We start from the raw sequence: 25,928 nt of genomic DNA, 5'->3' as shown, positions 1-25,928 counted from the left end.
AAAGCCAATCAAATGAATTAATTGGCTTTTCGGTGACGATAACTTACAGCTGTGGACGTTTTACAAAGCCGATCGCATCGTAAACTTTATCTAAAGTTTCTTGAGCGCGTGCTGCGGCCTTGGTTGCACCTTCATCCATGATCTGGTTTAACAGCGCTTCATTGTTACGGAACTCATGATAGCGAGCTTGTAAGTTAGTCAGCATCTCAGAAACCGCTTCGGCAACAGCGCCTTTCAGGTGACCGTACATTTGACCTTCAAATTCAGCTTCCAGTGTTGCTACACTTTTGCCTGTTACGCCAGCTAGGATGTCTAATAGGTTAGAAACCCCTGCTTTGTTTTCAATATCGTAGCAAATACGTGGCGGCTCTTCAGAGTCAGTCATTGCACGCTTGATTTTCTTCACAACGGATTTTGGATCTTCTAACAGCGCAATGACGTTATTGCGGTTGTCATCAGATTTTGACATCTTCTTGGTTGGCTCTTGTAGCGCCATCACGCGTGCGCCACCATCTTTAGGAATGAATGGTTCAGGTACAGTAAAGATCTCGCCGTAGATGGCATTGAAACGCTGTGCAATATCACGGCTCAGCTCAAGGTGCTGTTTTTGATCTATCCCAACAGGAACTTGGTTAGTTTGGTAAACCAGAATATCGGCAGCCATCAGGACTGGGTAGTCAAACAGACCCGCATTGATGTTTTCTGAATGGCGTGCTGATTTGTCTTTAAACTGCGTCATACGGCTAAGTTCACCGAAATAGGTATAGCAGTTTAATGCCCAGCTCAGTTGTGCGTGTTGTGGTACATGGGACTGAACAAAAATGGTACTTTTCTTAGGATCAATACCGCAAGCTAAATAGAGCGCTAATGTATCGAGGGTTCTTTTACGCAGCTCAACCGGATCTTGGCGAACGGTGATGGCATGTTGGTCAACGATACAGTAAATGCAGTCGTAATCATCTTGCATCTTAACCCACTGACGTAACGCCCCCATATAGTTACCGATGGTTAATTCACCGGAAGGCTGTGCGCCGCTGAATACAATAGGTTTCTGGGTTGGTTTGGATTTCTCAGTGGGTGTACTCATTTTTTTGTCTGTCCTTTTAGTATTTTTATACCCTTTTAGATTTCGAGCTGTGAGTGAGTACAGCTCGAATTATTGGGGAGTTTTATTTCGATAAATCAATAACGGAGAGTAACTCAGAAAAATGAGTTAACACATAGTCTGGCTCAGTAATTGCGATTGACTCACCGTAGTTGTAACCGTAGGTTAACCCTACGCTTGGGCAGCCAGCACTGTGGGCTGCGATAATATCATTACGGGAATCACCGACAAAAAGCAATTCTTCTTTGTGTAATCCAAACTTGCCCATGGTTAAATACAACGGCGCTGGGTGCGGCTTGGTTTTTTTCACATCATCACCGCCAAGTACTAAAGAAAAGTAGCTATCAATGCCTAGCTTTTCTAATAATGGCGCAACAAATGGCGTTGGTTTATTGGTAACGATTGCCATTGGCAGGTTATGTTTTGCCAAGGTATCGAGGGTTTCTTTGACTTCAGGGAATAGCTGACTGCCGGTATTAACCGTCGTCGCATAATGCTTATCAAAATTCTCACGCGCATTTTTATGCAATTCCGGAGTTAGTGTAGCGCCCGCCCATTCCAATGCGCGTTTAACTAAAATATCAGCACCGTTACCGACCCAAATGGAGACACGTTCTTTACCTGCTGGTGGAAGATTCAACTCTTCTAGGGTTTTATCGATAGCGTCGGCTAAGCCACCTGCGCTATCAACCAGTGTGCCATCTAAATCAAAAGCAATTGCCTTAATACTTTCTAAAACTGCGTGTGTCATTGAGATACCTTTTGTAATTCTTTACGCATGGCATCGATAACCGCTTTGTAGTCAGGTTGACCAAAGATTGCGGAACCCGCAACAAAGGTATCTGCACCTGCCGCTGCAATCTCAGCAATATTGTCTACTTTAACGCCGCCATCGACTTCTAAACGAATATCATAACCACTTTCATCAATCATTTTACGAACTTGGCGCAATTTGTTCAGTGTTTGTGGGATAAAAGATTGGCCGCCAAAACCAGGATTTACTGACATCAGCAAGATCATGTCGACTTTATCCATCACGTAATCGAGGTAGCTTAGGGGAGTTGCAGGGTTGAATACTAGACCCGCAGTACAGCCACTTTCTTTGATTAATTGCAATGTTCTATCAACGTGTTCGCTGGCTTCAGGATGGAAACTAATATGCGTTGCACCTGCTTTTGCAAAATCAGGAATAATGCGATCTACGGGTTTAACCATCAAATGCACATCAATAGGTGCGGTGATGCCGTATTTTCGTAGTGCTTCACAGATTGGAGCACCGAAGGTTAAGTTCGGTACATAGTGGTTATCCATTACATCAAAATGCACAATATCTGCACCCGCAGCGAGGACTTTGGCTGTATCTTCGCCTAAACGAGCAAAGTCAGCAGATAAAATAGATGGGGCAATGAGAAAATCTTTCATAATTGTCTCCGATTATTCGTCGTTGTCTGACAGTACCTATAGAGTTTTCGATGTTCCCGCGTATAAAGCCAAGAGCTCATTGACTTTGGCACGGTTCAATATATTTCGACTAATAGTGCGACGTACTTTAACAATATGCAGCTGTGCTTGATGATACCACTCTCGAGTCAGTGGGGTCTCATGATTTGAAATCAGTACGGGAATTTCGCGTTCTGATGACAACTTATGTGCCAGTAATGCTAAGTTTTGCTGCTCTTTTGCGTTGAATGAATTGGTGTGATATGCCGTAAAATTAGCCGTTTCAGAAAGCGGCGCATAAGGCGGATCACAGTAAACAACGGAGCCTACTGGCGCATTGAGTAATGTCTCGCTGTAGCCTTGAGTCACGAAGATCGCATTTTGTGCTTTTTCAGCAAACCACAGTAATTCGTCTCGTGGAAAATACGGTTTTTTATAGCGCCCAAAAGGGACGTTAAATTCACCTCGTAAGTTATAGCGGCATAACCCGTTATAGCAATGGCGGTTGAGATACAGAAATAGGATGCTACGTTTTGCGGGGTCTTTAGATTTGTTAAAGGTTTCCCGCATTAGATAATACTGTTCAGACGTATTATATTCAGGTGTGAATAGCTGCTGTGCTTCTTCAATAAAAGCATCAGGTCGATGTTTAACCGTGTTATAGAGGTTGATTAAGTCACTGTTAATATCGGCTAGCACATATGAATCATAGCTAGTGTTTAAAAACACTGACCCTGCACCTACGAAAGGTTCTACTAAGCAATTACCTTGTGGAAGATACTTCTTAATCTCTTCCACAAGTGGGTATTTACCCCCAGCCCATTTTAAAAAAGCGCGTTTCTTTTTCATGCCGTCTTATTATTACAATCGTTTAGAGTAACTCTGTTGGTACTCTTTCAGGACAACACATATGCGCCCGGGGAAAAACGTTGTTATTTTTGATCCTGTTTAACTTGTTTCATATTGCGAACCCACGGTTTTTTAGCTTGAACTGGCGCAGGTAATTTTGCAATTGCGCTTTTAGCTTCATTGACTGAGCTGTAGTTTCCGTGGATCAGAACATACCAAGTTTGCCCATTACGAATGGTTTTATAGACTTGATAGTTAGCGAGTTTATTCTCTTTAGCGAATGCTTCCAATGTATCTGAGCGGCTTGCACTGCTTAATTGCAGAGTATAGCTGCCGGATGCTGCTACCGAATTACCGCTTTGGTTACTGGCTGCAGGTTTAGTCACTGGTTTAGATTGAACAGGTTGTTTCTGCTCAACTGGCTTAGTCGCTTTTGGTTGAGTTTTTTCTGGAGAGACAGGTTTAACCGCAGGTTGCTGTTCTACCGGCTTAACTTGTGATGGTGTCAACGGAGTCACATTTTGCGCTGGCGCTGTTACTTCAGGTGGTAAGGTTTGGCCTTGATTGAGTGCATCCGCCACATCGCCAGGAATTTCAATACGTTCACCGAGACCATTAGTTTGAATTTGTGGCTCACTTTGGGTCGGGGTTGGATTAATTTGCTGACCGTTTAACTCTTGAGTTTGACCTGGTTGAGTTAGTGTTTGGCTATTAGAGTTAGTTAGTGATGATGAACCGGATAAATCGATATTACGTTCATTTGCACTATCTGATTGTAATTTCTCATGCTCTGTTGGTGCTTTTAACGCGGAACTGATAGCAATGATCAGTAACAACAACACTAAGACCCCAACACCAATCATGATGTGCTGGCGTGATAGTGTGATTTTTGGCTTAGCCGTAGCAGCGGGACGCGAGCGTCCTGTTGGTCTGTCTGATGTATCAGGCCTTAAATCATTTTGTGCTTTAGGCTGATTATCTGGTTTAAATTCGTCCATTTTCCTCTCCCGAAATGAGTTTGCCTGTTGTAGAGATAAAATGTCTCTTATCGTTACGACCTGTTCACGACCAAACAGTGTGTTACTGCTTACTTTTAAAGGATAGATTGTTTAGCAAATTCATTCCAATTTCAATGAGATTGCTATTATCTTAGCCACTTAATCAGTAATTCGTTTATAGGTGTTAGGCTGAGCCTATAATTTAACGACTTTAGTTGATATCTGCCAGTAACATTTCAAAACCCCTGAAAATAATCAGGAATAAATAATGCTTTTTACGTAAAGTCGCAAAACCTTAAGGCATGCAGGAGGTGATTGCAGCCACGACTGTCGGTGCATCCACATCAGAACGCATTTCGGCGTGTCCAATCGTGGTTGGGAGGATTAAATGTAATTTCCCGCCCATCACTTTTTTATCTCGCATCATGTGAGGTAAATAGTCATCTGGTTGCATTTTTTCAGGACCCGTGACGGGTAAGTCAGCGCGTTTTAGTAGAGCGATAACACGTTGGGTTTGCTCTGGTGTAAAGCGACCCATTAATTCTGCAGTTTTAGCTGCCATAACCATACCCGCAGCAACCGCTTCACCATGTAGCCAAACGCCATAGCCCATTTCAGCTTCAATGGCATGACCAAAGGTGTGCCCAAGATTGAGTAGCGCACGTAATCCACTCGTCTCTTTCTCATCAGCGGCAACGACTTGAGCTTTGAGCTCACAGCAACGGCGAATACAGTAGGCCATAGCTTGGTTATCGAGTGCCATTAAGGCTTCGATATTATTCTCTAACCAACTGAAAAATTCACCATCCAGAATTATGCCGTATTTGATAACTTCGGCGAGTCCTGAGGAAAGTTCTCTTTTGGGAAGGGTTTTTAAGCAGTCTAGGTCGACAATGACAGAAGCGGGTTGATAAAACGCCCCGATCATGTTTTTACCTAGAGGATGGTTAACCGCAGTTTTTCCGCCAACAGAAGAATCTACTTGAGATAACAGGGTGGTTGGTACCTGGATAAAGCGTACGCCACGCTGATAACTGGCAGCGGCAAAACCGGTTAAATCACCGATCACTCCCCCACCAAGAGCAATGAGAGTTGTGTCGCGGTTATGGTGCTTTTCGAGTAATGCGGTAAAAACATCATTCATGATGAATAACGATTTGTACTGTTCACCATCAGGAAGAATGATCGAATCGACTTTCACTCCTGATGCTTCGAGAACATGTTGGATCTTATTCAAATAGAGTGGCGCGAGAGTTTCATTCGTCACTATCATTGCTCGTTGACCCGCAGTTAGTGGCCAAAATGCATCCTGTTGTTGGTACAATCCAGGCGCAATATTGATTGGATAGCTGCGTTCATCCAGAGTAACAGTGACTTTTTCCATCTTGCTTTTACCTTGAATTCATTACATCTGATTTAAAAGGATTAGTTCTTTTCTAACAGCTCAATGATTTGGTTAGCAACAACTTTAGCGCTTTGCTCATCTGTATGGATCGTAATATCTGCGATCTCTTCATACATAGGGTTGCGTTCATCGGCTAATTTTTCTAAAACTTCGCGTACGGGTTCATCCACTTGTAATAGAGGACGTTTTTTATCACGTTGTGTGCGAGATAGTTGTTTCTCAATAGTGGTTTCGAGATACACAACGACACCACGAGCTGATAGGCGATTACGAGTCTCTTTAGATTTAACAGAGCCGCCACCAGTCGCTAGAACAATGCCTTGCTTCTCTGTAAGTTCGTTGATGATTTTCTCTTCACGATCGCGGAAGCCTTCTTCACCTTCGAGGTCGAATACCCAGCCTACATCTGCACCAGTGCGTTTTTCAATCTCGTGATCGGAGTCGAAAAACTCCATATTAAGCTGTTGAGCCAACTGACGACCAATAGTGCTTTTTCCGGCTCCCATTGGTCCAACCAGAAAGATATTGCGTTTCTCTGCCATGTTTTTTGGTATTACTACGATTATTCGTTAATGATCACCCGCCCCGCCAATCGAATTAGCGGCGGGACCTAAACTGAAACCTCATTAATTGATGATGTGAGATCAGATATGAAAATTATCTCAATACATCAACCTGAATTGCAACTACATAAATCTGGCACTCAGGAAACAAAGTGTCAGATTTGCAGTTACTGGTTTCTATATTTGAGCTGTCTACATTACATAATGCATTGATTAGCATGAGTTTTAACAGGCTATAAAACCCACAAAAAATGAGGGAAGCTGTTAATTCTAAAGCAAAAATATTGTTGCTATTTTATAAGCAGTTGACAGCTTGTTCTTTAATCTACCGATAGTTAGAACACTTAATGGATAACCTTGTATGCTAAAACGACCTCAGCGTCAAATTTATCCGGTAGGTTTATAGAATAAAAAATAATAATTTCATCGAACTTACGCATTTTAAACATTCAACTAATTGAATGTATGGATGTTATTTTTTTATGCTAAATATTGATAAGTTTTGGTGTAATAAAAACGATCAAAACGCGCCGATCAATATGTTGAAAGCTATTTGTAAATAAATTTCCTAATAAGGGTAGTTGAGATAGAAATGGAATACCAGCCTCCGTTTTTTCCTGTTTTTGTTGAAAAATGCCCCCAAGAATTAATGTGTCATTATTTTTTATCGTGACCGATGTAGCTATCTCTTGTTTATTAATGGATAAATGGTGATTTTGGCTGGTAGTGATGGCGGTATCGGGAGAGTTATGGCTAATTTTCAATACCATTTCCACCTTGTTATCCCGTGAAATCGTTGGTGTGACTTCCATACCAAGCACCGCGTCCTTAAATTGTACATGGCTTTTTTTATCTGTATTTGTGACATAGGGAATTTCAGTACCTTGCTGAATACTGGCAGGTTGTTGGTGAGAGGCAACCAGCCTCGGGCTAGCAATAATCGACAATAAATTTTCTTTTTCTAGGGCACTAAGCTTCATTTCTAATAGCCCATCCCCCAATTTTAAAATGTTCAATGCCACTTTCCCTGGTTCGGCGTTATAGCGGTTATATCGGCTATGGTGAGGGTTGGTTGCCATCTCTCCCAGCATTCCCCACTCTAATCCCAAGGCCTGTAATGCCGTACGGGTGCTACTCACAATATGGGCGGTAATTTGCACTTGCTGCTGAGGAATATCTTTTTGTTTTAGCCATTCGGTGATCAAGGCCATCCGTGGTTTACTCTCGGTGATGATTAGGCTATTGGTTGTTGTATCGAAGCTTGCTTGTCCCTTTTCGGATAATAGCTTCAGATCAGTTTGGATTATCTGCTGGTAAACCAATTGCGCATCCACCGAAATTAACGGAAATATTTTTTCACTTAATGGTTCTTCAACGGGAATAATTTTGGGCGTATGTTCTGCAAGTAATGGAATGTCTTCATCGGGCAGTAACGCTATAAACGGGTCTCTTCCTCTCTCGGCATAGCTCATCATGCAGAACAATAGAGGGAAAATCCCAATATAAAAAATGTTATGGTGACTCATGATTTTCCTCCTTGAAAAACGATACTGACAGCGTAGCCACTAACGCATTATTTTTTTGTGTTAATGAAACTTCAGATAAGCGCCAGTGGTTTAGTGAGGGGTGGATAATAAGAGACTGGATTAAATGGATAAGATTGTTAAATTCGCCTTGTATTTCTAATTGATAGCGTGAGTTTTCAACATCAATTGGCTGTAGTTGATTCAATATCACCCTTGAACGTGAAACAGCGTGTTGTAAATAAACAATAAAAGAGTGGGGATCCGATGGCGAATCTGTGGATGATATGTCCCCTTGTATTTGTTGTTCTAGCTGGTGCAATGATGGGTTTTGAGTGAAAAACTCGTGATATTGAAGATTATCGTTGTGTAGCTGTACATTGGTATCATTAAGGCCATTTTGTTGTTGGTTCTGTACTTGCCAATAGCCGTAATAACTGACAATAGAACCTAGAATAAGTAATAAAATAATCAGGATAGACTGTTGCCAAAGTGGGCAATACCAGAATCGATGAAAACTGTTATTCATCGGTTCCTCCTTCAAAATTGGCACTAACATGTAATTGGTTGAGCGCTTTTATTCGTCGAAGTTTAATTAGCTGAACATGGTCAATGTGAGGGTTATCCATAAGTTGAGAAGAGAGTTGATGAATATCTTGAAAATAATAACTATGGGCTTTTAGCTCCAAACGTTGCTCCCGTAGCTGGAAAGAAGAAAGCCAACTTTTTTCGGGTATTATGGATGTGAGCGAGGTTAATAAATTTAATAACGATTGGTTGTATTGAGCATCTAGATCAATTGTTTTTCGGCGATTCAATAGCTTTTCTAATTGCTGCTGTTTTTCATTAACTTGATGTTTTAGCTGCTGTAATTTTTGTCGTTGTTCTTGATGATGGGCATGACGAATTTTGGATTGTGCTATACCAAGAGTTTGCAAGATAGTCCAGTACCCCCCTAAACTCACAAAGAGAACGGTCATCATAAAAGCGAATATAAAAAATAGTCGCTTCTGCTTAAGGGTATTCTGTGTGCGCCACGGAAGAAAATTTACTTGGTACATTCAAATATCCTTATGACGAAGTGCTAATCCGGCTGCAATCACAAAATCCCCTAGTTGGCGAGGAAGTTTGATGGGATAGTGATGAAAAGCTTGCAGTAAATCCCATTGCGGAGGTGAATCAGGTTGTGAATGGTCACTAATGTAATAGATGGGTAATTTTAAATATTCGAGGTCATTAGTTAATAATGGAATTATTTGGGTGATGTCGGTCAATTGATTATCTTGAATATGGTTATAATTTACAGGTTGGCTGATAGGGCCAGACCATAACCATTCGCCATTCCGGTAATGGATTAGCCAACTTTCATCGGGAAGATGGGCTTGTTTAGCGAGATAGCGAAGTGCAATCGGTGCGATATCTACAGCTGAGAGTGAATAGCCACTCTCCTTGAGTAAATGTTGCCAAAATAGGATATCGGATTGGCGAGCCGCATTGAAATAGACTTGTTGATTGATGATGCGATAATCCACCGAAAGGTCTTCCGCTTGCATCGGAAACCGTTTTTCGATTTGAGTTTGTAAATACCAGCCTAATTCTGGTTGTTGCAAATTCATTTGATTGGGTAGGCTAACTTGCTGCTTTAATGTTCTCATTGAAGGTAGTGCAATGGAAACTGAACAATTTTTCGGTAATTTCTGACGCCATTGCTTTAAAATATTCAGTAAAATTACGCGTTGCTCCTCAAGGACTAAATGATTTATCTCAGTGGGTAATTTTTGCTGCCAGCATTCACATAATGACCAGTATTTTCGGTGTTTTTTAGCAGCAACAAGTTGAATGTGATGCTGAGAAAGTTCAATTCCAATGTTCCATTTTGGTGAGTACATACATAATGTCCTTATCATTAACAATTAAATTACGTTTTCTATTGCGCTGTATAAGCTTTATACTATGCGGCTGTGATATCTAAACCCGCCTGTCAGTTGAGTATGGGAATTCTTCGGTGAAGTTCGTAAAATATTTTTTGATTCTTGTGGTTTGTTGCATTTTTTTGGGAACCGCTTCGATTTATGGCATGTATAAATATGTCGAGGGCGAGTTACCTGATGTCGCAACAATGAAAGACATCCGTCTGCAAACCCCAATGCAGGTATTCAGTGCAGATAATGAACTGATCGCCCAATATGGTGAGAAACGCCGTATTCCATTGCCACTAACTGACATTCCACCGATGTTAGTGCATGCCTTTATTGCGACTGAAGATAGCCGCTTTTATGACCATCATGGTATTGACCCGATTGGTATTTTCCGAGCGGTTACCGTTATGGCATCATCGGGGCATGCTTCTCAAGGGGCGAGTACAATCACCCAGCAATTAGCGAGAAACTTCTATTTAAGTCCTGAAAAGACATTGATGCGTAAAGCAAAAGAAGCTTTCCTTGCCATTCGCATAGAGCAGCTTTTCACCAAAGACGAAATTATGGAGCTATACCTGAATAAAATTTATTTAGGTAACCGAGCTTATGGTGTGGGTGCCGCGGCTTATGTGTATTTTGGTAAAACAGTCAATGAGTTGACCTTAAGTGAAATGGCGATGATTGCGGGGTTACCAAAAGCGCCATCGACGTTTAACCCGCTGTATTCTTATGAACGCGCGATTAACCGACGTAACGTTGTACTGATGCGAATGTTGGAAGAGAAATACATTACGCGCGATCAGTACGAACAAGCGAAGAGTGAAAAAATTGAAGCGTCATACCATGCACCGAAGGTTGATTTTTCTGCCCCATATTTAGCCGAAATGGCGCGCCAAACTATGTATGAAAAATATGGTGAAGACGCATATACCGACGGTTATAAAGTTTACACAACGGTGGTGCGTAAAGATCAATTGGCTGCAACTGAAGCGGTCCGCAATAACTTGATTGATTACGATATTCGTCATGGCTATCGTGGTCCTGCTGAAGTGCTATGGACAGCCAATGAAACCCCGTGGACGCAAGAGCAGATTGTTGAAAAACTGAAAAAACTACCCACATATGGCCCATTGATCCCTGCGGTTGTCATTGCGGCAAATAGTACCGATGCGAAAGTGATGTTAGCCGATGGTTCAGACATTCAAATCTCTATGGCTGGTGTTCGCTGGGCACGTAAATTTATCTCTGATACTCAACAGGGTGGAACACCAACTGCGGTGAATAAAGTGGTGCAGGTTGGAGAACAAATTTGGGTTCGTCAGGTAAAAGATAGCTGGTGGTTAGCACAAATTCCGGATGTTAATGCCGCATTTGTGGCATTGAATCCAAATGATGGGGCTGTGATAGCGTTAGTGGGCGGTTTTGATTTCAACATGAGTGAATTCAACCGCGTCACCCAATCTCTGCGCCAAGTCGGTTCGAACATTAAACCATTCTTGTACACCGCAGCGATGGATAAAGGCTTAACGCTAGCCTCATTATTGAATGATGTGCCGATTAGTCGCTGGGATGCAGGGGCTGGTTCAGATTGGCGTCCGAAAAATTCACCGCCACGGTATGATGGTCCCATTCGTTTACGCCAAGGTTTAGGGCAGTCGAAAAACGTGCTGATGGTGCGGGCTATGCGTGCAATGGGTGTGGATTACGCCGCAGATTATTTAACCCGTTTTGGTTTCCCAAAAGAAAATATTAACCGCACAGAAGCGTTGGCGTTAGGTGCTCCGTCGTTTACACCAATGCAGATGGTTCGTGGCTACGCGGTGATGGTTAATGGGGGATATTTAATAGACCCTTACTACATTTTAAAAATTGAAAATCATAATGATGAAGTGATTTTTGAGGCGGAACCAAAACTGGCCTGTCCGGAATGTACCGATATTCCAGTTATTTATGGGGATACGGAGCGTACTATTGCAATCAGGGATTCAGAAGATGATGCAACGGAAGAAGTGACACAATCTCACAGCAGCGTCGTTAATCAGGAACCAACAATGGACGTTCCAGCTGCGGCTGAGCAGGTTCGTTCAGAGGATAAGTATGCGCCTCATGTGATTAGTACTCCGTTATCTTTCTTAATTCGTGATGCGATGGTTACCAATATTTATGGTGAGCCAGGTTGGTCTGGTACGGGTTGGCGAGCTGGACGAGATTTAGCTGGGCGACGGGATATTGGCGGTAAAACAGGAACAACCAATAGCTCGAAGGATGCGTGGTTCTCCGGATATGGGCCTGATGTGGTTGCATCTGCTTGGATTGGCTTTGATGATAACAAACGTACTCTAGGCCGAACGGCTGCGGGTGGTGGTGAAGCCGGAGCTAAGAGCGCGCAGCCGATTTGGGATGATTTTATGAAAGTCATTCTTGACGGTGTTCCCGTTAAAACCATGAAGCCACCAAAAGGTATTATTTCAGTTTCCATCGATACGCGAACAGGTAAATTGTCATCAGGTGGGCCGTCACGAAGTGAATACTTTATTGAAGGTACTGAGCCGAAAGAACGTGCGGTACAAGAAGTTGGAACGATGATTTCAACAGATGGCGGATCAAGCCAAGAACTATTCTAATCTCGTTATTGTGGTCTTTATTACACCCCATCGTTTCTTAACATGGGGTGTAATTATTTTAAAGCTACGTAAATGCCAGAGATGGATAATATTTTGTATTACCCCGCGTTATTTTTTAGATAACGCTCAACATAGAACAGCGCACTAATATTACGAGCTTCATTGAAATCAGGGTGATCGAGTAACTCCATCATTCGAGCTATCGGCCATTTAACTTGTTGTAATGGTTCGGGTTCATCGCCCTCTAGCTTTTCATTGAATAGGTCATTAGCAATGAGGATATTCATCTTACTAGAGAAATAAGATGGGGACATGGTGAGTTTTGCCAAAGGAATAATTTGGCGGGCACCATAGCCAATTTCTTCTTTGAGTTCGCGCTGGGCAGCATCAAGAGGCTCTTCTCCAGGGTCAACAGCTCCTTTGGGGAAACCCAGCTCATAATTTTCAATACCAACGGCATATTCACGAATCAAGATTAGGTGGTCATCGATGATCGGAACAATGAGAACCGCTTCGCGTTTTGCTGGACGCATTCTTTCATAAACGCGTTTTTCACCGTTGCTGAATTCGAGATCAACAGATTGGATGCTGAATAATTTGGACTGTGCGATATCTTGAATATTCAGGATTTTTGGTTTTTTGAGTTCCGTCATAACGATTTCCGAACCAGATGATTGAATCTATGGATAAAAGCATTTTTTCGATGAGAAAGATGGCCTTTACCTTGTCCTTAACTATGACGCATATCAAAAAAAAATGATAGAGATTATAAGGCAGAGAAAATACTGCTAGTATAATTACCTAGAAAAAGAGTATCGCAGAATGAGTAAAAAATTATATTTACAAGGTATTGTAAAGTAGAACAAAACTGAAAATAGAATAGGAATTGGCTGATATAGGGATTCACATTGAATTGCTATGCTTGCTGGTAGACAGTTCCATTGGGATAAACATGCTAAACACTATCATTATACTGGCTCTGATTGTAGCTAGCCTAATTATAATGGTTCTCTTCCTATTCTTCAGGCGGGGACGGCGTTCTAGCGTCTATCAAATACCCTCGTTAGCCGCTCCTTCATTTAAAAAAATGATTGAGTCAGACTACCAAATCCTATCGCAGTATCTCAATCATAACGCTTCAAAAAATATTCACGTACCGTCACAACCTGCTTGGCAAATTAAACGAAATTCGATTGTTGCAACGATTTGCAATGCCGTCACTCGGTTTAATCTTCGGCAAGAACAAGGAAATAGCTGGCGCTATTTTATTGATACGGTTGAAGTGCAATTGCCTGAACAACTCGAACCCTTTTTGCAGCGGCAAAACGTGATGGAAATCATTGATACTGACCATCTACCGCTCATTGTGGCATTGAATAGCCACTCCCTGAAAGAGTTTAGTCATGAGTGGTCTGCGTCCTCTTCTGTGGAGTCTGTGTTACCAGAAGCCGCTATCCAAGAAGGCGAGCAAAACACGATTCAATTATTAAAAGTACGCAAAGAGAGTAAAGAAGAGCATCGGCTACACAATTCATCGGGATGGCTAGGAGCCATAGTGGTGAGTCTAAGCTTCTTTTTAGGCTACCTCACGATGATTTCTATCCCGGTTTTACAAGGATGGGGACTGACTTTTGCGATAATCGTCTTTTGTATTGGCGTATTTTTACTGTTTCGGTTACGAATTCTTCCCAAGCCTTATCAAGATGTACAGTGCATTTATGGGCAACCCAAACGCTGGGAACTCTATGGTGAGTTAGATAAAAAGTATTCATCGACAGTCTCTATTGGGGGGGTAGATCTTCACTATCCTTCTTATTGGACTCCTTATCTAAAATATGAATTAAATCAAGCAACTAATATTGACCTCTATTCTTCGGGGGAGGTAGTGAAATATGGTCGCTGTCTCTCCATTCATGAAGAAGAGCGTTATTACCCTTACAAGCGATTTAAAAAGAACATATTGATGTTCTCTAGTGCCTTACTTTTTTTGGTACTTACGATGACTTATCAACCCATTAGTTTGCCAATTAAACTCGGTATTGCATGGTTAGAGGGTACTCAAAAAGTCGTTGTTACAGACCCAATGGAATTGAGCATAAAAAAAATTAAGGTTGGGGATACGCTGTTAGCAAAAGGGGTGGGTATGTGTTATCGCCCCCCAAATTTGAATGATGAAAATCAGGCACTTTTTGTGCCTTTTGACTGCTCCGGAATGTATTGGAACAACATCAATTTGGTGACTGAGCCACAGTCTGAAACGGTAAATCATGCCATTGATTTACTTAATAGTGTTAAAAATCAGCTTCACCCTGATAAAGATGCCCCAGGAATTAACCCCAGATTACAACGAGAAATTATGAAGTCAGGGATGAATATTATCTTTGATTTTTCGGAAATAATATTAAAAACCAATGCATTATGTGGTGGATCAGAGAGTTGCGTTAAACTCAAAAATGCGTTATCTAACCTCGGTGGTAGTGCGGATGATTGGTCTACTCTAGTGAAAAAAGCATCATCAGGAAAATTAAGCGGGGCACACGTTTTATTACGTGCAGGAAGTGCTGAGGCCTTGGAAAAGTTAGTTGAAGACACCACATATGATTTCATCAGGAAAGAAATTGAAAAAGAAATTCGTAAACTCAATAGCCCCCCTCCAGGCGGCGTGTTGTTGATTAGCGATGAAAATCATCCATTAGTTGATTTGATTCCAATAAATTCCTTCAATGAAATGACGCAGTTACAGCGTTGGTATGAACTTCAACGCTTAGCGAGTATTTTGAATAACACACCGTTTGACGTGCAAGGTGTCGTGACGAATTTATCGGTTGATGCAAATGGAACGCTGTATATTTCGCTCCATGAGGCATTAAATGAAGATGCGTTACCGCTCTTTGTTTGTCGGGCTATGTTTATTCTTTTTCTGGCAATATGTGTTGTAATCAATGGTTCATTAATAATTATACGAGTTTTGAATAACAAAAGGCGTTTACGTAAAATCACTGAATATTACGATAAATGCTATGAGGTCGATAATCCTTCCGCGCCTAGATAGTATTATCCTTCCGATATAATGGAAGCCTCATTTTGGTTTTAATTCAAACTGATATTGAGGAGGCATCATGAAACAATCATCTGTAGAACCCGTTCGCCTCGATAAATGGTTATGGGTTGCACGTTTTTATAAAACACGTTCAACGGCCCGTGAGATGATAGATGGCGGGAAGGTTCACTATAATGGACAGAGAACTAAGCCCGGGAAAATTGTTGAGATAGGCGCCTTGATCAAACTACGGCAAGGAAATGATGAGCGTATCATTGAAGTGCTTGAGATCAGCAATCAGCGTAAAGGCGCTCCGGAAGCTCAATTACTGTATCGTGAAACAGCTGAAAGCATCGAACAACGTGAAAAAATGGCGATAGCACGCAAAATGAATGCGTTAACTATGCCCCATCCAGACCGACGTCCTGATAAAAAAGAGCGTCGAACTCTGCTAAAATTTAAACAAACTAATTCCAATGAACCGTCTTAATAGACGGTCTGAGTAATAGAGAGAAATTATGGCTAAACAAGACCAACTTCATCGTTTTCTATTTGAACAGCATGCTGTGCGTGGGGAAATGATTACTGTCGATGAGACTTTTCATCATATTTTACAAAATCATGATTATCCAGAAGCGGTAAAAGGTCTGCTGGGTGAGTTACTGGTTGCGACCAGTTTACTGACTGCAACATTGAAATTTGATGGTGATATTACCGTTCAAATTCAAGGTGATGGCCCCGTAAAATTAGCGGTTATTAATGGTAATAACTTACAGCAAATGCGTGGTGTTGCACGCGTTGATGGTCCGGTAGTTGCGGGTAGCACTTTAAAACAGATGATCGGTAATGGTTTTATTGTCATCACTATCACGCCAAAACAAGGCGAGCGCTACCAAGGTATTGTGGCTATTGAAGGCAACAGTATTGAAGAAAGCATAGATGCTTATTTCCGTCAGTCTGAGCAACTACCAACTCGCTTATTTATTCGTGTTGGTGAGTTAGATGGCAAAGGTATCGCGGGTGGTATGTTGCTGCAAGTTCTGCCAGCAGCGGAAAATTCTAGCCATGAATTTTTTGATCATCTAGTACAACTGACAGCCACGATTAAAGGCAAAGAGCTTAGCGAGTTAGATATCAAAGAAGTGCTACATCGTTTATATCACGAAGAAGATGTGACGCTGTATGACCCTCAATCTGTTGAGTTTCGTTGCACATGTTCTCGGGAACGTTGTGAAGCTTCATTGATTACACTTTCCAACGAAGATGTTATGGAAATTTTACACAAAGATGGAAAAATTGATATGGAGTGTGAATTCTGTGGCACACACTACGTATTTATTGAATCCGATATTGAAGGGTTAAATAATGAGCGTAATCAGCAACTTCACTGATACGATTTAGCAACCTATTTATGTGACGAGGGTGCAATTCTGCACCCTTTTTTGACAAATTTAAAGGATTATAACGTGCTCTAAGTCTCATTATGAATTAAAAAAAATTATGCTTTTTCAATTCTTTGATAGCTATCGCTGTTAATTAGTCGTAAAGATTTATGATCGTCGGCAGAATAGCTATGTTTACCAGGAGCAATATAATGAGCGCTAAAAGCATTACCCTGAAGGATCTCGAAAAGTACGGCATTCATGACGTCGCAGAAGTTGTTTATAACCCTAGTTATGAACTGTTATTTCAGGAAGAAACCAAGCCAGGTCTAGAAGGTTATGAACGCGGTACAGTAACGACTTTAGGTGCTGTTGCTGTTGATACCGGTATTTTTACGGGTCGTTCTCCAAAAGATAAATATATCGTTCGCGATGATATAACTCGTGATACCGTTTGGTGGGCAGACCAAGGTAAAGGTAAAAACGATAACAAACCTATGAGCCAAGAGGTTTGGAGCAGCCTGAAGCACTTAGTGACCGAGCAGCTCTCTGGCAAACGTCTGTTTGTTGTCGATGCATTCTGTGGTGCTAACGCAGATACGCGTCTGAAAGTCCGTTTTATTACGGAAGTTGCATGGCAAGCTCACTTCGTTAAAAACATGTTCATTCGTCCTTCTGAAGAAGAATTAGTCGGTTTTGAGCCTGACTTTATCGTGATGAATGGCGCAAAATGCACTAACCCGAATTGGAAAGAGCAAGGTCTGAATTCAGAAAACTTTGTTGCATTCAACTTGACTGAGCGTATGCAGTTAATCGGTGGCTCATGGTACGGCGGCGAGATGAAGAAAGGGATGTTCTCTATGATGAACTACCTGCTGCCATTAAAAGGCATTGCATCAATGCACTGTTCCGCTAACGTAGGTGAAGATGGCGACGTTGCTATTTTCTTCGGCTTATCGGGTACAGGTAAGACAACACTGTCTACCGATCCAAAACGTAAGTTAATTGGTGATGATGAGCACGGTTGGGACGACGACGGTGTATTCAACTTTGAAGGCGGTTGCTACGCGAAAACAATCAACCTGTCTAAAGAAGCTGAGCCAGATATCTATGGTGCTATCAAGCGCGATGCATTACTGGAAAACGTCATGGTATTGGCGGATGGCTCTGTTGATTTCAATGATGGTTCAAAAACTGAAAATACGCGTGTTTCTTACCCAATTTATCACATCGAAAATATCGTTAAGCCTGTTTCTAAAGCGGGGCACGCGACTAAAGTTATCTTCCTGACGGCAGATGCATTCGGTGTGTTACCACCAGTTTCTCGCTTAACGCCAGAACAAACTCAGTATCACTTCTTGTCAGGTTTCACGGCGAAATTAGCAGGTACTGAACGTGGTGTGACGGAACCAACACCAACATTCTCTGCATGTTTCGGTGCTGCCTTCCTATCTCTACACCCAACGCAATATGCGGAAGTGTTAGTGAAGCGAATGGAAGCTGCTGGTGCGAAAGCTTATTTAGTTAACACAGGCTGGAACGGTACTGGTAAACGTATTTCTATCAAAGATACACGCGCAATTATTGACGCTATCTTAAGTGGAGATATTGAGAAAGCGGATATGATTAAGTTGCCAGTTTTTGATTTAGAAGTCCCAACTGCATTACCGGGTGTGGATACGAATATCCTTGACCCACGTAATACTTACGCGGACAAATCACAATGGGATGAGAAATCAAAAGATTTAGCTGACCGCTTTACGAAGAACTTCGATAAATACACAGATACTCCAGCGGGAGCTGCACTGGTTAAAGCCGGTCCAAAATTGTAATCGCATCGAAATTCCGTGATAAAAATAAGGCGCTACCGAGATAGCGCCTTATTTGCCTTAAAAATAAGTGAGTACTTATTCACATCTGTATTTATTCCATTGCTGGCAAGTCAAATAACAGAATTTCACTGTCATCATCAGCATGGATAGTCAGCTGACTTTCTTGCCAAACAGCTAAACCATCGCTGGTCGTTGCTTTTTGACCATTAACTTCAATGCTACCTTTCACGACTTGTATCCAGACGACGCGTTTATCGGCAATCTCATAAGTATCGTGTTCTTTGGCCGACAATGCCCAGCGCCATAAGGTCATATCTTGGTGGACTTTTAGCGACCCTTCACGGGCATCTGGGGACAGTACAAGCTGCCTACCATTCTTAGAGTCAAAACGTTTTTGTTCATAGCGTGGCTCGATACCATTGGCATTTGGCATAATCCAAATCTGGTATAAACGCAGCGCTTTTTCATTATCCGGGTTGTATTCAGAGTGACGAATACCGGTGCCCGCGCTCATGATTTGGAATTCTCCCGCAGGGATTTGTTCCATATTGCCCATGCTATCTTTATGTTCAACTGCGCCATCAAGGATATAAGTCAATATTTCCATATCCTTGTGTGGGTGAGTACCGAAACCTTGTCCAGCGGCAATATAGTCCTCATTGATGACCCTCAATGCAGAGAATCCCATAAATTTTTCATCGTAATAGCTAGCAAATGAAAAAGAATGCCAACTGTCGAGCCAGCCATGGTTGGCGTGCCCACGTTGATTTGCTTGGCGTAAATAGATCATAGAGTCATCTCCTAAAAGCGTATATCCAACTTTCATTGGGCTTTTTCTAAACTTGTTGATGATAGTTTAGCCAAATTAACGCCAGAGAGAAGTAGGGGAAATTAATCATAGGATCCAAAAAATTTGAATAAGATTTCGGTCGCTAATAAGAAAATTTTGTATCAAGAAATAGAGATATATGACGAGGAGATAAAAAAATAGCCAGCATGTAAGCTGGCTAAAGTAAACACTGGAAGCAATGTGAGCAATGTCGTACCTCCAACAAGATGCTGACTAAGTTAAGCACCCTGCGGAAGATGTGATAATGATAATAGTTATCACTATCGTTTGTAAAGGGTTATTTTTAACCAATTTGATATTTATGAGAACCTAATTCTCAACTGTATGATTTGTATGTAATTAAATAATATCCATTATTTTTCAATGGATTAAATAAAATTATCAAATAGTTAGCTATTTTGAGATGCTGGTAAACTTTCAGCACAAGCAGAGGCGGAACTCCATGCCCATTGGAAGTTATACCCACCAAGCCAGCCAGTGACATCCATCACTTCCCCTATAAAATACAGGCCTGGAGCTTTAAGCGATTCCATGGTTTTAGAGGAAATTTCATGGGTATCGACTCCGCCTAAAGTCACTTCAGCAGTGCGATATCCTTCGGTTCCATTAGGTTGAACTTGCCAGTGATGGAGTAGGTTATCTAATGCCTCAATCTGCGGATGGTTGAGTTGTTTGAGTGGGCAATCGGGGAGTTGCCCTAGTTGTTGAAGAACATCAAGCAAGCGTTTCGGTAGCAATGTCGCTAAGGTATTTTTCAATGATTGATTCGGACGGTGTTGCTTTTCATTGGTCAGGAATTCCCTCACAGAAGTTTCTGGAAGTAAGTTAATACTCACATACTCCCCCGGTTGCCAGTAATTCGAAATCTGTAAAATGGCAGGGCCAGATAAGCCTCTATGGGTAAACAAAATATTTTCTTTAAACACCACGCCGCAGGCTGAGGTGACGGTAGCTGGGACGGAAACCCCTGACAGTACCTGTAGAGTCTCCAATAGGGGCTTATGAAGCGTGAACGGTACCAAGGCGGCTCGGGTTGGCACGATAGTGTGTCCAAACTGCTCTGCGAGACGATAACCAAATGGCGTTGCTCCTAGCCCCGGCATAGAGAGCCCTCCGGTAGCTACAACAAGTGAGCGAGCACTTACTTGAGAGCCATTAACGGTGACGATATATTCGTTATTTATTTTTTCTACGTGGGTAATTTCACTGCGTAGTTTGATGCTAACATTGGGTAAATTACATTCATTTTGCAGCATATCGACGATATCTTGCGCACTATTATCACAAAATAACTGTCCGAGTGTTTTTTCGTGATAAGGAATCTGATATTTGCTTACGAGAGAAATAAAATCCCATTGGGTATAACGTGCAAGGGCTGATTTACAAAAGTGAGGGTTAGTCGAAAGGTAGTTACTGTGATCGGCGTACATATTAGTGAAGTTACAGCGGCCACCACCTGACATAAGAATTTTTCGACCTAATTTTTTGCCGTTATCCAGTACCAAGGTATTTAAACCACGCTTACCCGCGAGTGAAGCACAAAATAGTCCAGCGGCACCAGCCCCTAAAATAATAACGTCGATATTTCTCACGATTAAAATTCTCTATATACTTGATTTTTAATATATTTGATATTACTGATGGGGGTATTTTACGCTATTAGATCGCGGTTGTAATGCAATGGATTAGAGAAGAATTGATGAAAAGTATATCAGACGTATTATAATTAGGGAAAACTGCGAAAAAAGACTATTTTGCCTTCGATAATCTGAAATTATCCTAAAAAAGTTTCAAAAATTCAGAATAACTTTGATTTGGGTAACTTTATGATATTTAAGGGATAATGTCTAACTGGTGTTTTTTTGATGGGTAGTTAAATCAAAAAAAGGTCAGATTTCGCTTCCACCGCTAGCGTTTGTCAATGATAATGCGCCGCGTTCATGTCCAACCTATAATGGCTTAACGTCTATGCTACATCTTTTTACAGGTTTAGAATTTTACACGGGTCTATTATTAGTTCTAGCACTGTTATTTGTGCTGGTCTATGAGGCTATAAATGGTTTCCATGATACCGCAAATGCGGTCGCGACGGTTATTTATACCCGAGCAATGCGAGCTCAGTTCGCAGTTGTCATGGCGGGAGTTTTTAACTTTTTCGGCGTCTTGCTGGGAGGGTTGAGCGTTGCGTACGCCATTGTTCACCTCTTACCAACAGACCTTCTACTCAATGTGAGCTCTGCTCACGGCCTTGCAATGGTCTTTTCATTGCTATTGGCTGCTATCATCTGGAACCTTGGAACCTGGTATCTCGGAATTCCTGCATCAAGTTCTCACACCCTGATCGGGGCAATCATTGGTGTTGGTTTAACCAACGCATTGGTGACTGATTCATCCGTGGTTGATGCATTAAACATACCGAAGATGATCAGTATTTTCATGTCGTTAATTCTTTCACCCGCTATCGGATTTGTGATTGCAGGGCTGATGATTTTTGTTTTGCGCCGTTATTGGAGCGGAACTAAAAAGCGTCGCCGAATTCACTTAACACCAGCAGAACGTGAGAAAAATGATGGTAAGCGTAAGCCGCCATTCTGGACGCGTACTGCGTTGATCCTATCTGCAGTCGGTGTGAGTTTTTCTCACGGTGCGAACGATGGGCAGAAAGGTATCGGTCTTATCATGCTGGTTCTGATTGGTGTTGCACCAGCTGGCTTCGTCGTCAATATGAATTCTAACGGTTACGATATCGCAAGAACTCATGACGCTGTTGTTCATCTGCAACAATACTATGAGACACATAAACCAGCATTAAACCACGCGATTGAAAATACCCCAGCGTTAGCAGAAAACAAACCTGAAGAGGGTGAGTTTCACTGCGACAGTTCACGTACGCCAGTCATCTTAGATCAAGCTCAGAAAATGCTGAGCGGGATTCAAAGCTATGATGAGCTGACACCAGAACAACGTAACCAAGCTCGCCGCCTGCTAATGTGTATCTCTGATACTGCAAATGCAGTTGCCAAGTTGCCAGAAACTAGCGCGAAAGATGCTAGCTTACTGAAGAAACTAAGCAATGACCTGCTGTATACCGTTGAGTATGCACCGCTGTGGATCATCATTGCCGTCGCACTGGCATTGGCGCTGGGAACGATGTTTGGTTGGCAGCGTGTGGCTGTGACTATCGGTGAGAAAATTGGTAAAAAAGGAATGACTTACGCTCAAGGGGTTTCTGCACAGGTGACTGCGGCAGTTTCTATCGGGGTAGCAAGTTATACGGGTATGCCAGTTTCAACGACTCAGGTTCTCTCCTCTGCGGTTGCAGGTACCATGGTAGTTGATGGTGGTGGTGTTCAGAGTAAAACTATCAAGAGTATCGCTCTAGCATGGTTACTAACGCTGCCAGTTTCAATTTGTCTATCAGGTGCTTTATATTGGATCGCACTGAAGATTATTTAATGGTCTTCCGTAGAGCTCGAAAATAATATTTGGGCTCTATGCAAAATAGAAACATTCTAGAATAGTGATGATCGGTTTCGGTCATCACTATTTTTTATATTGAATGGGTTACACGATAAATTACAACTAATTGACTATCAGAAGGTAAATCAGGCTCACAACGACCAAAATACTCAATCGACTGATGAGCATAAATTGTTTACGGATCCGTTCACAACGAAAAATGACGTCGGGATCGTAGTGTTCAAGATACTGTTTGCTATTGATATAGCGAACTAAGCGAAGTTGTTTATTAAGTTGACCATGAGTGGTAAAAAAGCCATTACCATCAACGGATTGATAGAGTAAAGGATCGGAATCCCTCAATATAGACAATAAAACACGAATAGAAGAAAAATAGCGCATCATATTTAAAATGCACAGAATGCAGAGTGCCCAAAATAATGCAACCATACTGAACATAATCCCCTCCTTAGAACGAACTGATCAAACCGCCGTTGTCACTAAAGGAAACAAAGCCAAAATATTGCACTTACTCGATTAATTTTTATTGTAGGATAGTTTTTTGCTTAAAAAAAGTGCAATTGACTCAAAATTTTCATTCTAGGGATGGATATTTATCGACTTTCAATTTAGGGATGGTTAATTACACTTAGATATATCACGGAAGCTCGAATTTTGGGTGGATGTATATTAAAATTGAATGAATGATGTTATTGTTTTATCAAATGTTATGTCTATTTATCGTTAAAAATTTAATCTGCTAGATGTGATCACGACGACACTTACTCATCACTATTTGCAGGTATAGTATATTCATAAGATATTGGTGAATGTCGTTAACCACCAGTTAAATCAGCATTTGGAAGGAGTTTACTTATGGCTTATAAACATATTCTTGTTGCGGTAGATTTGTCACCTGAAAGTAAAGTATTACTGGATAAGGCTGTTTCAATGGCTAAACCGTACGGAGCCAAAGTATCCATGATCCATGTTGATGTAAACTACTCGGATCTTTATACCGGTCTTATCGATGTGAATCTGGGTGACATGCAGCAACGTATCACTGATGAAACCCGTAACTCACTGAAAGATCTCTCTGCTGGTGCAGGTTATGAGATCCAAGAAACCCTCAGTGGTAGCGGCGATTTAGGTCAAGTGTTAGTGGATGCTATCAAAAAATACGATATGGATTTAGTTGTCTGTGGACATCACCAAGATTTCTGGAGCAAGTTAATGTCCTCTGCTCGCCAGTTAATTAATACCGTTCATGTGGATATGCTGATTGTTCCATTGAATGACGAAGAAGAATAATCTGTAATCTCTAACTTGATAATTATTCACTAAAAACGCCTGCTTATGCAGGCGTTTTTTTTACGCCAAATTACTCGGTGAAAGGGAATGATTGGCAGGTCAAGAAATTTTTTTTGCAAATGAGTAAAAAAAAACCTTGAATTAAGAATACAAACTAGTGATATATTCAATAGGCAAACACAAATCGACCTCACATTTCGCAAAAAAAAAGATAAGAAATAGTGAGGCTCCTCACAACAATATCCACATAAAAAAGGAAGTCAAAGATGGCTCAAACACTATCTTCGTTCTTGGAGTCTGTCCAAAAAAGAGACCCTTCACAACCTGAATTCCTACAAGCAGTGCGTGAAGTATTCACCTCCCTGTGGCCTTTTATCGAACAAAATGAAAAATATCGTGATCAAGCTTTGCTGGAACGCTTTGTTGAACCAGAAAGAGTGATCCAATTTCGCGTTTGTTGGGTTGATGACCACGGTAAAGTACAAGTAAACCGTGCATGGCGTGTCCAATTCAGTTCTGCCATTGGTCCGTTTAAAGGCGGAATGCGTTTCCATCCATCGGTTAACTTATCCATTCTGAAGTTTTTAGGCTTTGAACAAACCCTGAAAAATGCACTGACAACCCTGCCTATGGGCGGCGGAAAAGGTGGCTCTGACTTCGACCCTAAAGGTAAAAGTCACGGTGAAGTTATGCGTTTCTGCCAAGCTCTGATGACTGAGCTTTATCGTCATTTAGGCGCAGATACTGATGTTCCCGCTGGTGATATCGGGGTTGGTGGACGTGAAGTTGGCTTTATGACAGGGATGATGAAAAAGCTGTCTAACAATACGGCGTGTGTATTTACCGGTAAAGGTTTGTCTTTCGGTGGTAGTTTAATTCGTCCAGAAGCAACCGGTTACGGGTTAGTTTACTTCACTGATGCCATGCTAAAACGTCACGGATTAGGCTTTGAAGGCATGCGTGTTGCTGTTTCAGGTTCAGGTAACGTTGCTCAATACACGATTGAAAAATGTCTGGAACTGGGTGCGAAAGTGGTTACTGCATCAGATTCTAGCGGTACAGTTGTCGATGAAGATGGCTTTACACTCGAAAAATTAGCGCGCTTAGAAGAGATCAAAAATAATTATGGTCGAGTTGAAGAGTACGCGAAAGAGTTTGGGCTGACTTACTTAGCGGGCAAACAGCCTTGGTGTGTACCTGTGGATATCGCACTACCATGTGCAACGCAGAATGAGCTGGATGTCGAAGCCGCTAAAGTATTGATCCAAAATGGCGTGAAAGCGGTTGCGGAAGGCGCGAACATGCCAACAACAATTCCTGCAACTGACCTATTCCTTGAAGCGGGTGTTCTGTTTGCACCAGGTAAAGCTGCTAATGCTGGTGGTGTGGCAACATCAGGTCTGGAAATGGCTCAAAACGCAGCGCGCTTAAGCTGGAAAGCTGAAAAAGTGGATACTCGTCTGCACCATATCATGTTGGATATTCACCACCATTGTGTTGAGTTTGGTGGCGAAGGTAAACAAACCAACTATGTACAAGGTGCGAACATCGCGGGCTTCGTCAAAGTCGCTGACGCTATGTTTGCACAAGGTGTTGTGTAATAGTTAACTGAAAACGTACGCGAAAGG

Annotated in this window: 23 protein-coding genes; 8 read left to right on the top strand and 15 right to left on the bottom strand. The window is 41.8% G+C overall.

Features of this window, described 5'->3' with window-relative positions:
* Positions 1 to 43: 43 nt before the first annotated feature.
* The 11 genes from trpS to pilM all read right to left on the bottom strand — a co-directional run bounded on the left by trpS (position 44) and on the right by pilM (position 9,772).
* A complete protein-coding gene (trpS, locus tag PR761_RS09990; protein WP_006814003.1) occupies positions 44 to 1,087 on the bottom strand; it encodes a tryptophan--tRNA ligase in 1,044 nt (347 codons plus the stop codon).
* 82 nt (positions 1,088 to 1,169) lie between these two features.
* Positions 1,170 to 1,856 carry a phosphoglycolate phosphatase gene (locus tag PR761_RS09985; RefSeq protein ID WP_115163797.1) on the bottom strand — a complete coding sequence of 229 codons (687 nt, stop codon included), beginning with the start codon at positions 1,854 to 1,856 and terminating at the stop codon, positions 1,170 to 1,172.
* Positions 1,853 to 2,527 (bottom strand): ribulose-phosphate 3-epimerase, encoded by a 675-nt coding sequence (gene rpe, locus PR761_RS09980; RefSeq protein WP_006814001.1) that lies wholly within the window; start codon positions 2,525 to 2,527, stop codon positions 1,853 to 1,855. The genes PR761_RS09985 and rpe overlap by 4 nt, the downstream gene beginning before the upstream one ends.
* A 36-nt stretch (positions 2,528 to 2,563) precedes the next feature.
* Positions 2,564 to 3,394, bottom strand: coding sequence for an adenine-specific DNA-methyltransferase (gene dam / locus PR761_RS09975; protein ID WP_006814000.1), 831 nt, complete (start codon positions 3,392 to 3,394; stop codon positions 2,564 to 2,566).
* An 83-nt stretch (positions 3,395 to 3,477) separates the two neighbouring features.
* Entirely contained in the window at positions 3,478 to 4,392 is a 915-nt protein-coding gene (locus tag PR761_RS09970; protein WP_115163798.1) for an SPOR domain-containing protein, read from the bottom strand.
* Between the two features lie 295 nt (positions 4,393 to 4,687).
* On the bottom strand, positions 4,688 to 5,776 hold the full coding sequence (gene aroB, locus PR761_RS09965) for a 3-dehydroquinate synthase (protein WP_112835823.1): 1,089 nt from the start codon (positions 5,774 to 5,776) through the stop codon (positions 4,688 to 4,690).
* Between the two features lie 41 nt (positions 5,777 to 5,817).
* On the bottom strand, positions 5,818 to 6,339 hold the full coding sequence (gene aroK / locus PR761_RS09960) for a shikimate kinase AroK (RefSeq protein ID WP_006813997.1): 522 nt from the start codon (positions 6,337 to 6,339) through the stop codon (positions 5,818 to 5,820).
* Between the two features lie 506 nt (positions 6,340 to 6,845).
* Positions 6,846 to 7,886 carry a transporter gene (locus PR761_RS09955; protein WP_112835825.1) on the bottom strand — a complete coding sequence of 347 codons (1,041 nt, stop codon included), beginning with the start codon at positions 7,884 to 7,886 and terminating at the stop codon, positions 6,846 to 6,848.
* Positions 7,873 to 8,412: a hypothetical protein gene (locus PR761_RS09950; protein WP_154610951.1), complete on the bottom strand. Its 540-nt coding sequence runs from the start codon at positions 8,410 to 8,412 to the stop codon at positions 7,873 to 7,875. Before PR761_RS09950 ends, PR761_RS09955 begins: the two co-directional genes overlap by 14 nt.
* Positions 8,405 to 8,944, bottom strand: coding sequence for a PilN domain-containing protein (locus PR761_RS09945; RefSeq protein ID WP_006813994.1), 540 nt, complete (start codon positions 8,942 to 8,944; stop codon positions 8,405 to 8,407). The genes PR761_RS09950 and PR761_RS09945 overlap by 8 nt, the downstream gene beginning before the upstream one ends.
* Positions 8,945 to 9,772, bottom strand: coding sequence for a pilus assembly protein PilM (pilM, locus tag PR761_RS09940; RefSeq protein ID WP_154610952.1), 828 nt, complete (start codon positions 9,770 to 9,772; stop codon positions 8,945 to 8,947).
* Between the two features lie 116 nt (positions 9,773 to 9,888).
* On the opposite strand from pilM, the gene mrcA reads away from it, so the two are divergent.
* Positions 9,889 to 12,426, top strand: coding sequence for a peptidoglycan glycosyltransferase/peptidoglycan DD-transpeptidase MrcA (gene mrcA / locus PR761_RS09935; protein WP_272519353.1), 2,538 nt, complete (start codon positions 9,889 to 9,891; stop codon positions 12,424 to 12,426).
* A 98-nt stretch (positions 12,427 to 12,524) separates the two neighbouring features.
* Here the strand turns inward: mrcA and nudE are convergent, their stop codons facing one another.
* Entirely contained in the window at positions 12,525 to 13,079 is a 555-nt protein-coding gene (gene nudE / locus PR761_RS09930) for an ADP compounds hydrolase NudE (RefSeq protein WP_006813991.1), read from the bottom strand.
* Positions 13,080 to 13,378: 299 nt separating this feature from the next.
* On the opposite strand from nudE, the gene PR761_RS09925 reads away from it, so the two are divergent.
* From PR761_RS09925 to pckA, 4 genes are all read left to right on the top strand, one after another.
* Positions 13,379 to 15,478: an IgaA/UmoB family intracellular growth attenuator gene (locus tag PR761_RS09925; protein ID WP_112835827.1), complete on the top strand. Its 2,100-nt coding sequence runs from the start codon at positions 13,379 to 13,381 to the stop codon at positions 15,476 to 15,478.
* Positions 15,479 to 15,545: 67 nt separating this feature from the next.
* Positions 15,546 to 15,956 (top strand): ribosome-associated heat shock protein Hsp15, encoded by a 411-nt coding sequence (gene hslR / locus PR761_RS09920; RefSeq protein ID WP_154610954.1) that lies wholly within the window; start codon positions 15,546 to 15,548, stop codon positions 15,954 to 15,956.
* Between the two features lie 28 nt (positions 15,957 to 15,984).
* Positions 15,985 to 16,857, top strand: coding sequence for an Hsp33 family molecular chaperone HslO (gene hslO, locus PR761_RS09915; protein WP_006813988.1), 873 nt, complete (start codon positions 15,985 to 15,987; stop codon positions 16,855 to 16,857).
* A gap of 203 nt (positions 16,858 to 17,060) precedes the next feature.
* A complete protein-coding gene (gene pckA, locus PR761_RS09910) occupies positions 17,061 to 18,680 on the top strand; it encodes a phosphoenolpyruvate carboxykinase (ATP) (protein ID WP_039854675.1) in 1,620 nt (539 codons plus the stop codon).
* 91 nt (positions 18,681 to 18,771) lie between these two features.
* Here the strand turns inward: pckA and PR761_RS09905 are convergent, their stop codons facing one another.
* Both PR761_RS09905 and PR761_RS09900 read right to left on the bottom strand, forming a co-directional pair.
* Positions 18,772 to 19,470, bottom strand: a complete 699-nt coding sequence (locus PR761_RS09905; protein WP_112835829.1) for a pirin family protein — start codon at positions 19,468 to 19,470, stop codon at positions 18,772 to 18,774.
* A 449-nt stretch (positions 19,471 to 19,919) separates the two neighbouring features.
* Positions 19,920 to 21,122 (bottom strand): NAD(P)/FAD-dependent oxidoreductase, encoded by a 1,203-nt coding sequence (locus tag PR761_RS09900; protein WP_112835831.1) that lies wholly within the window; start codon positions 21,120 to 21,122, stop codon positions 19,920 to 19,922.
* 376 nt (positions 21,123 to 21,498) lie between these two features.
* Between PR761_RS09900 and pitA the strand changes: the two genes are divergently transcribed.
* Positions 21,499 to 22,986, top strand: a complete 1,488-nt coding sequence (pitA, locus tag PR761_RS09895; RefSeq protein WP_006813984.1) for an inorganic phosphate transporter PitA — start codon at positions 21,499 to 21,501, stop codon at positions 22,984 to 22,986.
* Between the two features lie 126 nt (positions 22,987 to 23,112).
* On the opposite strand, the gene uspB is transcribed toward pitA, so the two are convergent.
* Positions 23,113 to 23,448, bottom strand: a complete 336-nt coding sequence (uspB, locus tag PR761_RS09890; RefSeq protein ID WP_039854671.1) for a universal stress protein UspB — start codon at positions 23,446 to 23,448, stop codon at positions 23,113 to 23,115.
* 417 nt (positions 23,449 to 23,865) lie between these two features.
* Here uspB and uspA point away from each other — a divergent pair, with 417 nt between their 5' ends.
* Complete coding sequence (gene uspA, locus PR761_RS09885) at positions 23,866 to 24,300, top strand: universal stress protein UspA (protein WP_006813982.1); 435 nt, start codon at positions 23,866 to 23,868, stop codon at positions 24,298 to 24,300.
* 266 nt (positions 24,301 to 24,566) lie between these two features.
* Positions 24,567 to 25,901: an NADP-specific glutamate dehydrogenase gene (gene gdhA, locus PR761_RS09880; RefSeq protein ID WP_006813981.1), complete on the top strand. Its 1,335-nt coding sequence runs from the start codon at positions 24,567 to 24,569 to the stop codon at positions 25,899 to 25,901.
* Positions 25,902 to 25,928 lie beyond the last annotated feature (27 nt).

The sequence above is a fragment of the Providencia sp. PROV210 genome (assembly GCF_028479445.1).
Lineage (GTDB): Bacteria > Pseudomonadota > Gammaproteobacteria > Enterobacterales > Enterobacteriaceae > Providencia > Providencia rustigianii.
Note: the sequence above shows the minus strand (reverse complement) of the source record. Positions and strands in the feature narration are given on the sequence as shown.

Coding starts and splice junctions, on each gene's coding strand:
- pckA (WP_039854675.1), top strand. CDS start 17,061: ATGAGCGCTAAAAGCATTACCCTGAAGGATCTCGAAAAGTACGGCATT.
- trpS (WP_006814003.1), bottom strand. CDS start 1,087: ATGAGTACACCCACTGAGAAATCCAAACCAACCCAGAAACCTATTGTA.
- dam (WP_006814000.1), bottom strand. CDS start 3,394: ATGAAAAAGAAACGCGCTTTTTTAAAATGGGCTGGGGGTAAATACCCA.
- PR761_RS09925 (WP_112835827.1), top strand. CDS start 13,379: ATGCTAAACACTATCATTATACTGGCTCTGATTGTAGCTAGCCTAATT.
- rpe (WP_006814001.1), bottom strand. CDS start 2,527: ATGAAAGATTTTCTCATTGCCCCATCTATTTTATCTGCTGACTTTGCT.
- PR761_RS09985 (WP_115163797.1), bottom strand. CDS start 1,856: ATGACACACGCAGTTTTAGAAAGTATTAAGGCAATTGCTTTTGATTTA.
- PR761_RS09950 (WP_154610951.1), bottom strand. CDS start 8,412: ATGAATAACAGTTTTCATCGATTCTGGTATTGCCCACTTTGGCAACAG.
- nudE (WP_006813991.1), bottom strand. CDS start 13,079: ATGACGGAACTCAAAAAACCAAAAATCCTGAATATTCAAGATATCGCA.
- hslR (WP_154610954.1), top strand. CDS start 15,546: ATGAAACAATCATCTGTAGAACCCGTTCGCCTCGATAAATGGTTATGG.
- gdhA (WP_006813981.1), top strand. CDS start 24,567: ATGGCTCAAACACTATCTTCGTTCTTGGAGTCTGTCCAAAAAAGAGAC.
- aroB (WP_112835823.1), bottom strand. CDS start 5,776: ATGGAAAAAGTCACTGTTACTCTGGATGAACGCAGCTATCCAATCAAT.
- PR761_RS09955 (WP_112835825.1), bottom strand. CDS start 7,886: ATGAGTCACCATAACATTTTTTATATTGGGATTTTCCCTCTATTGTTC.
- PR761_RS09905 (WP_112835829.1), bottom strand. CDS start 19,470: ATGATCTATTTACGCCAAGCAAATCAACGTGGGCACGCCAACCATGGC.
- PR761_RS09970 (WP_115163798.1), bottom strand. CDS start 4,392: ATGGACGAATTTAAACCAGATAATCAGCCTAAAGCACAAAATGATTTA.
- pilM (WP_154610952.1), bottom strand. CDS start 9,772: ATGTACTCACCAAAATGGAACATTGGAATTGAACTTTCTCAGCATCAC.
- aroK (WP_006813997.1), bottom strand. CDS start 6,339: ATGGCAGAGAAACGCAATATCTTTCTGGTTGGACCAATGGGAGCCGGA.
- uspB (WP_039854671.1), bottom strand. CDS start 23,448: ATGTTCAGTATGGTTGCATTATTTTGGGCACTCTGCATTCTGTGCATT.
- PR761_RS09945 (WP_006813994.1), bottom strand. CDS start 8,944: ATGTACCAAGTAAATTTTCTTCCGTGGCGCACACAGAATACCCTTAAG.
- uspA (WP_006813982.1), top strand. CDS start 23,866: ATGGCTTATAAACATATTCTTGTTGCGGTAGATTTGTCACCTGAAAGT.
- pitA (WP_006813984.1), top strand. CDS start 21,499: ATGCTACATCTTTTTACAGGTTTAGAATTTTACACGGGTCTATTATTA.
- hslO (WP_006813988.1), top strand. CDS start 15,985: ATGGCTAAACAAGACCAACTTCATCGTTTTCTATTTGAACAGCATGCT.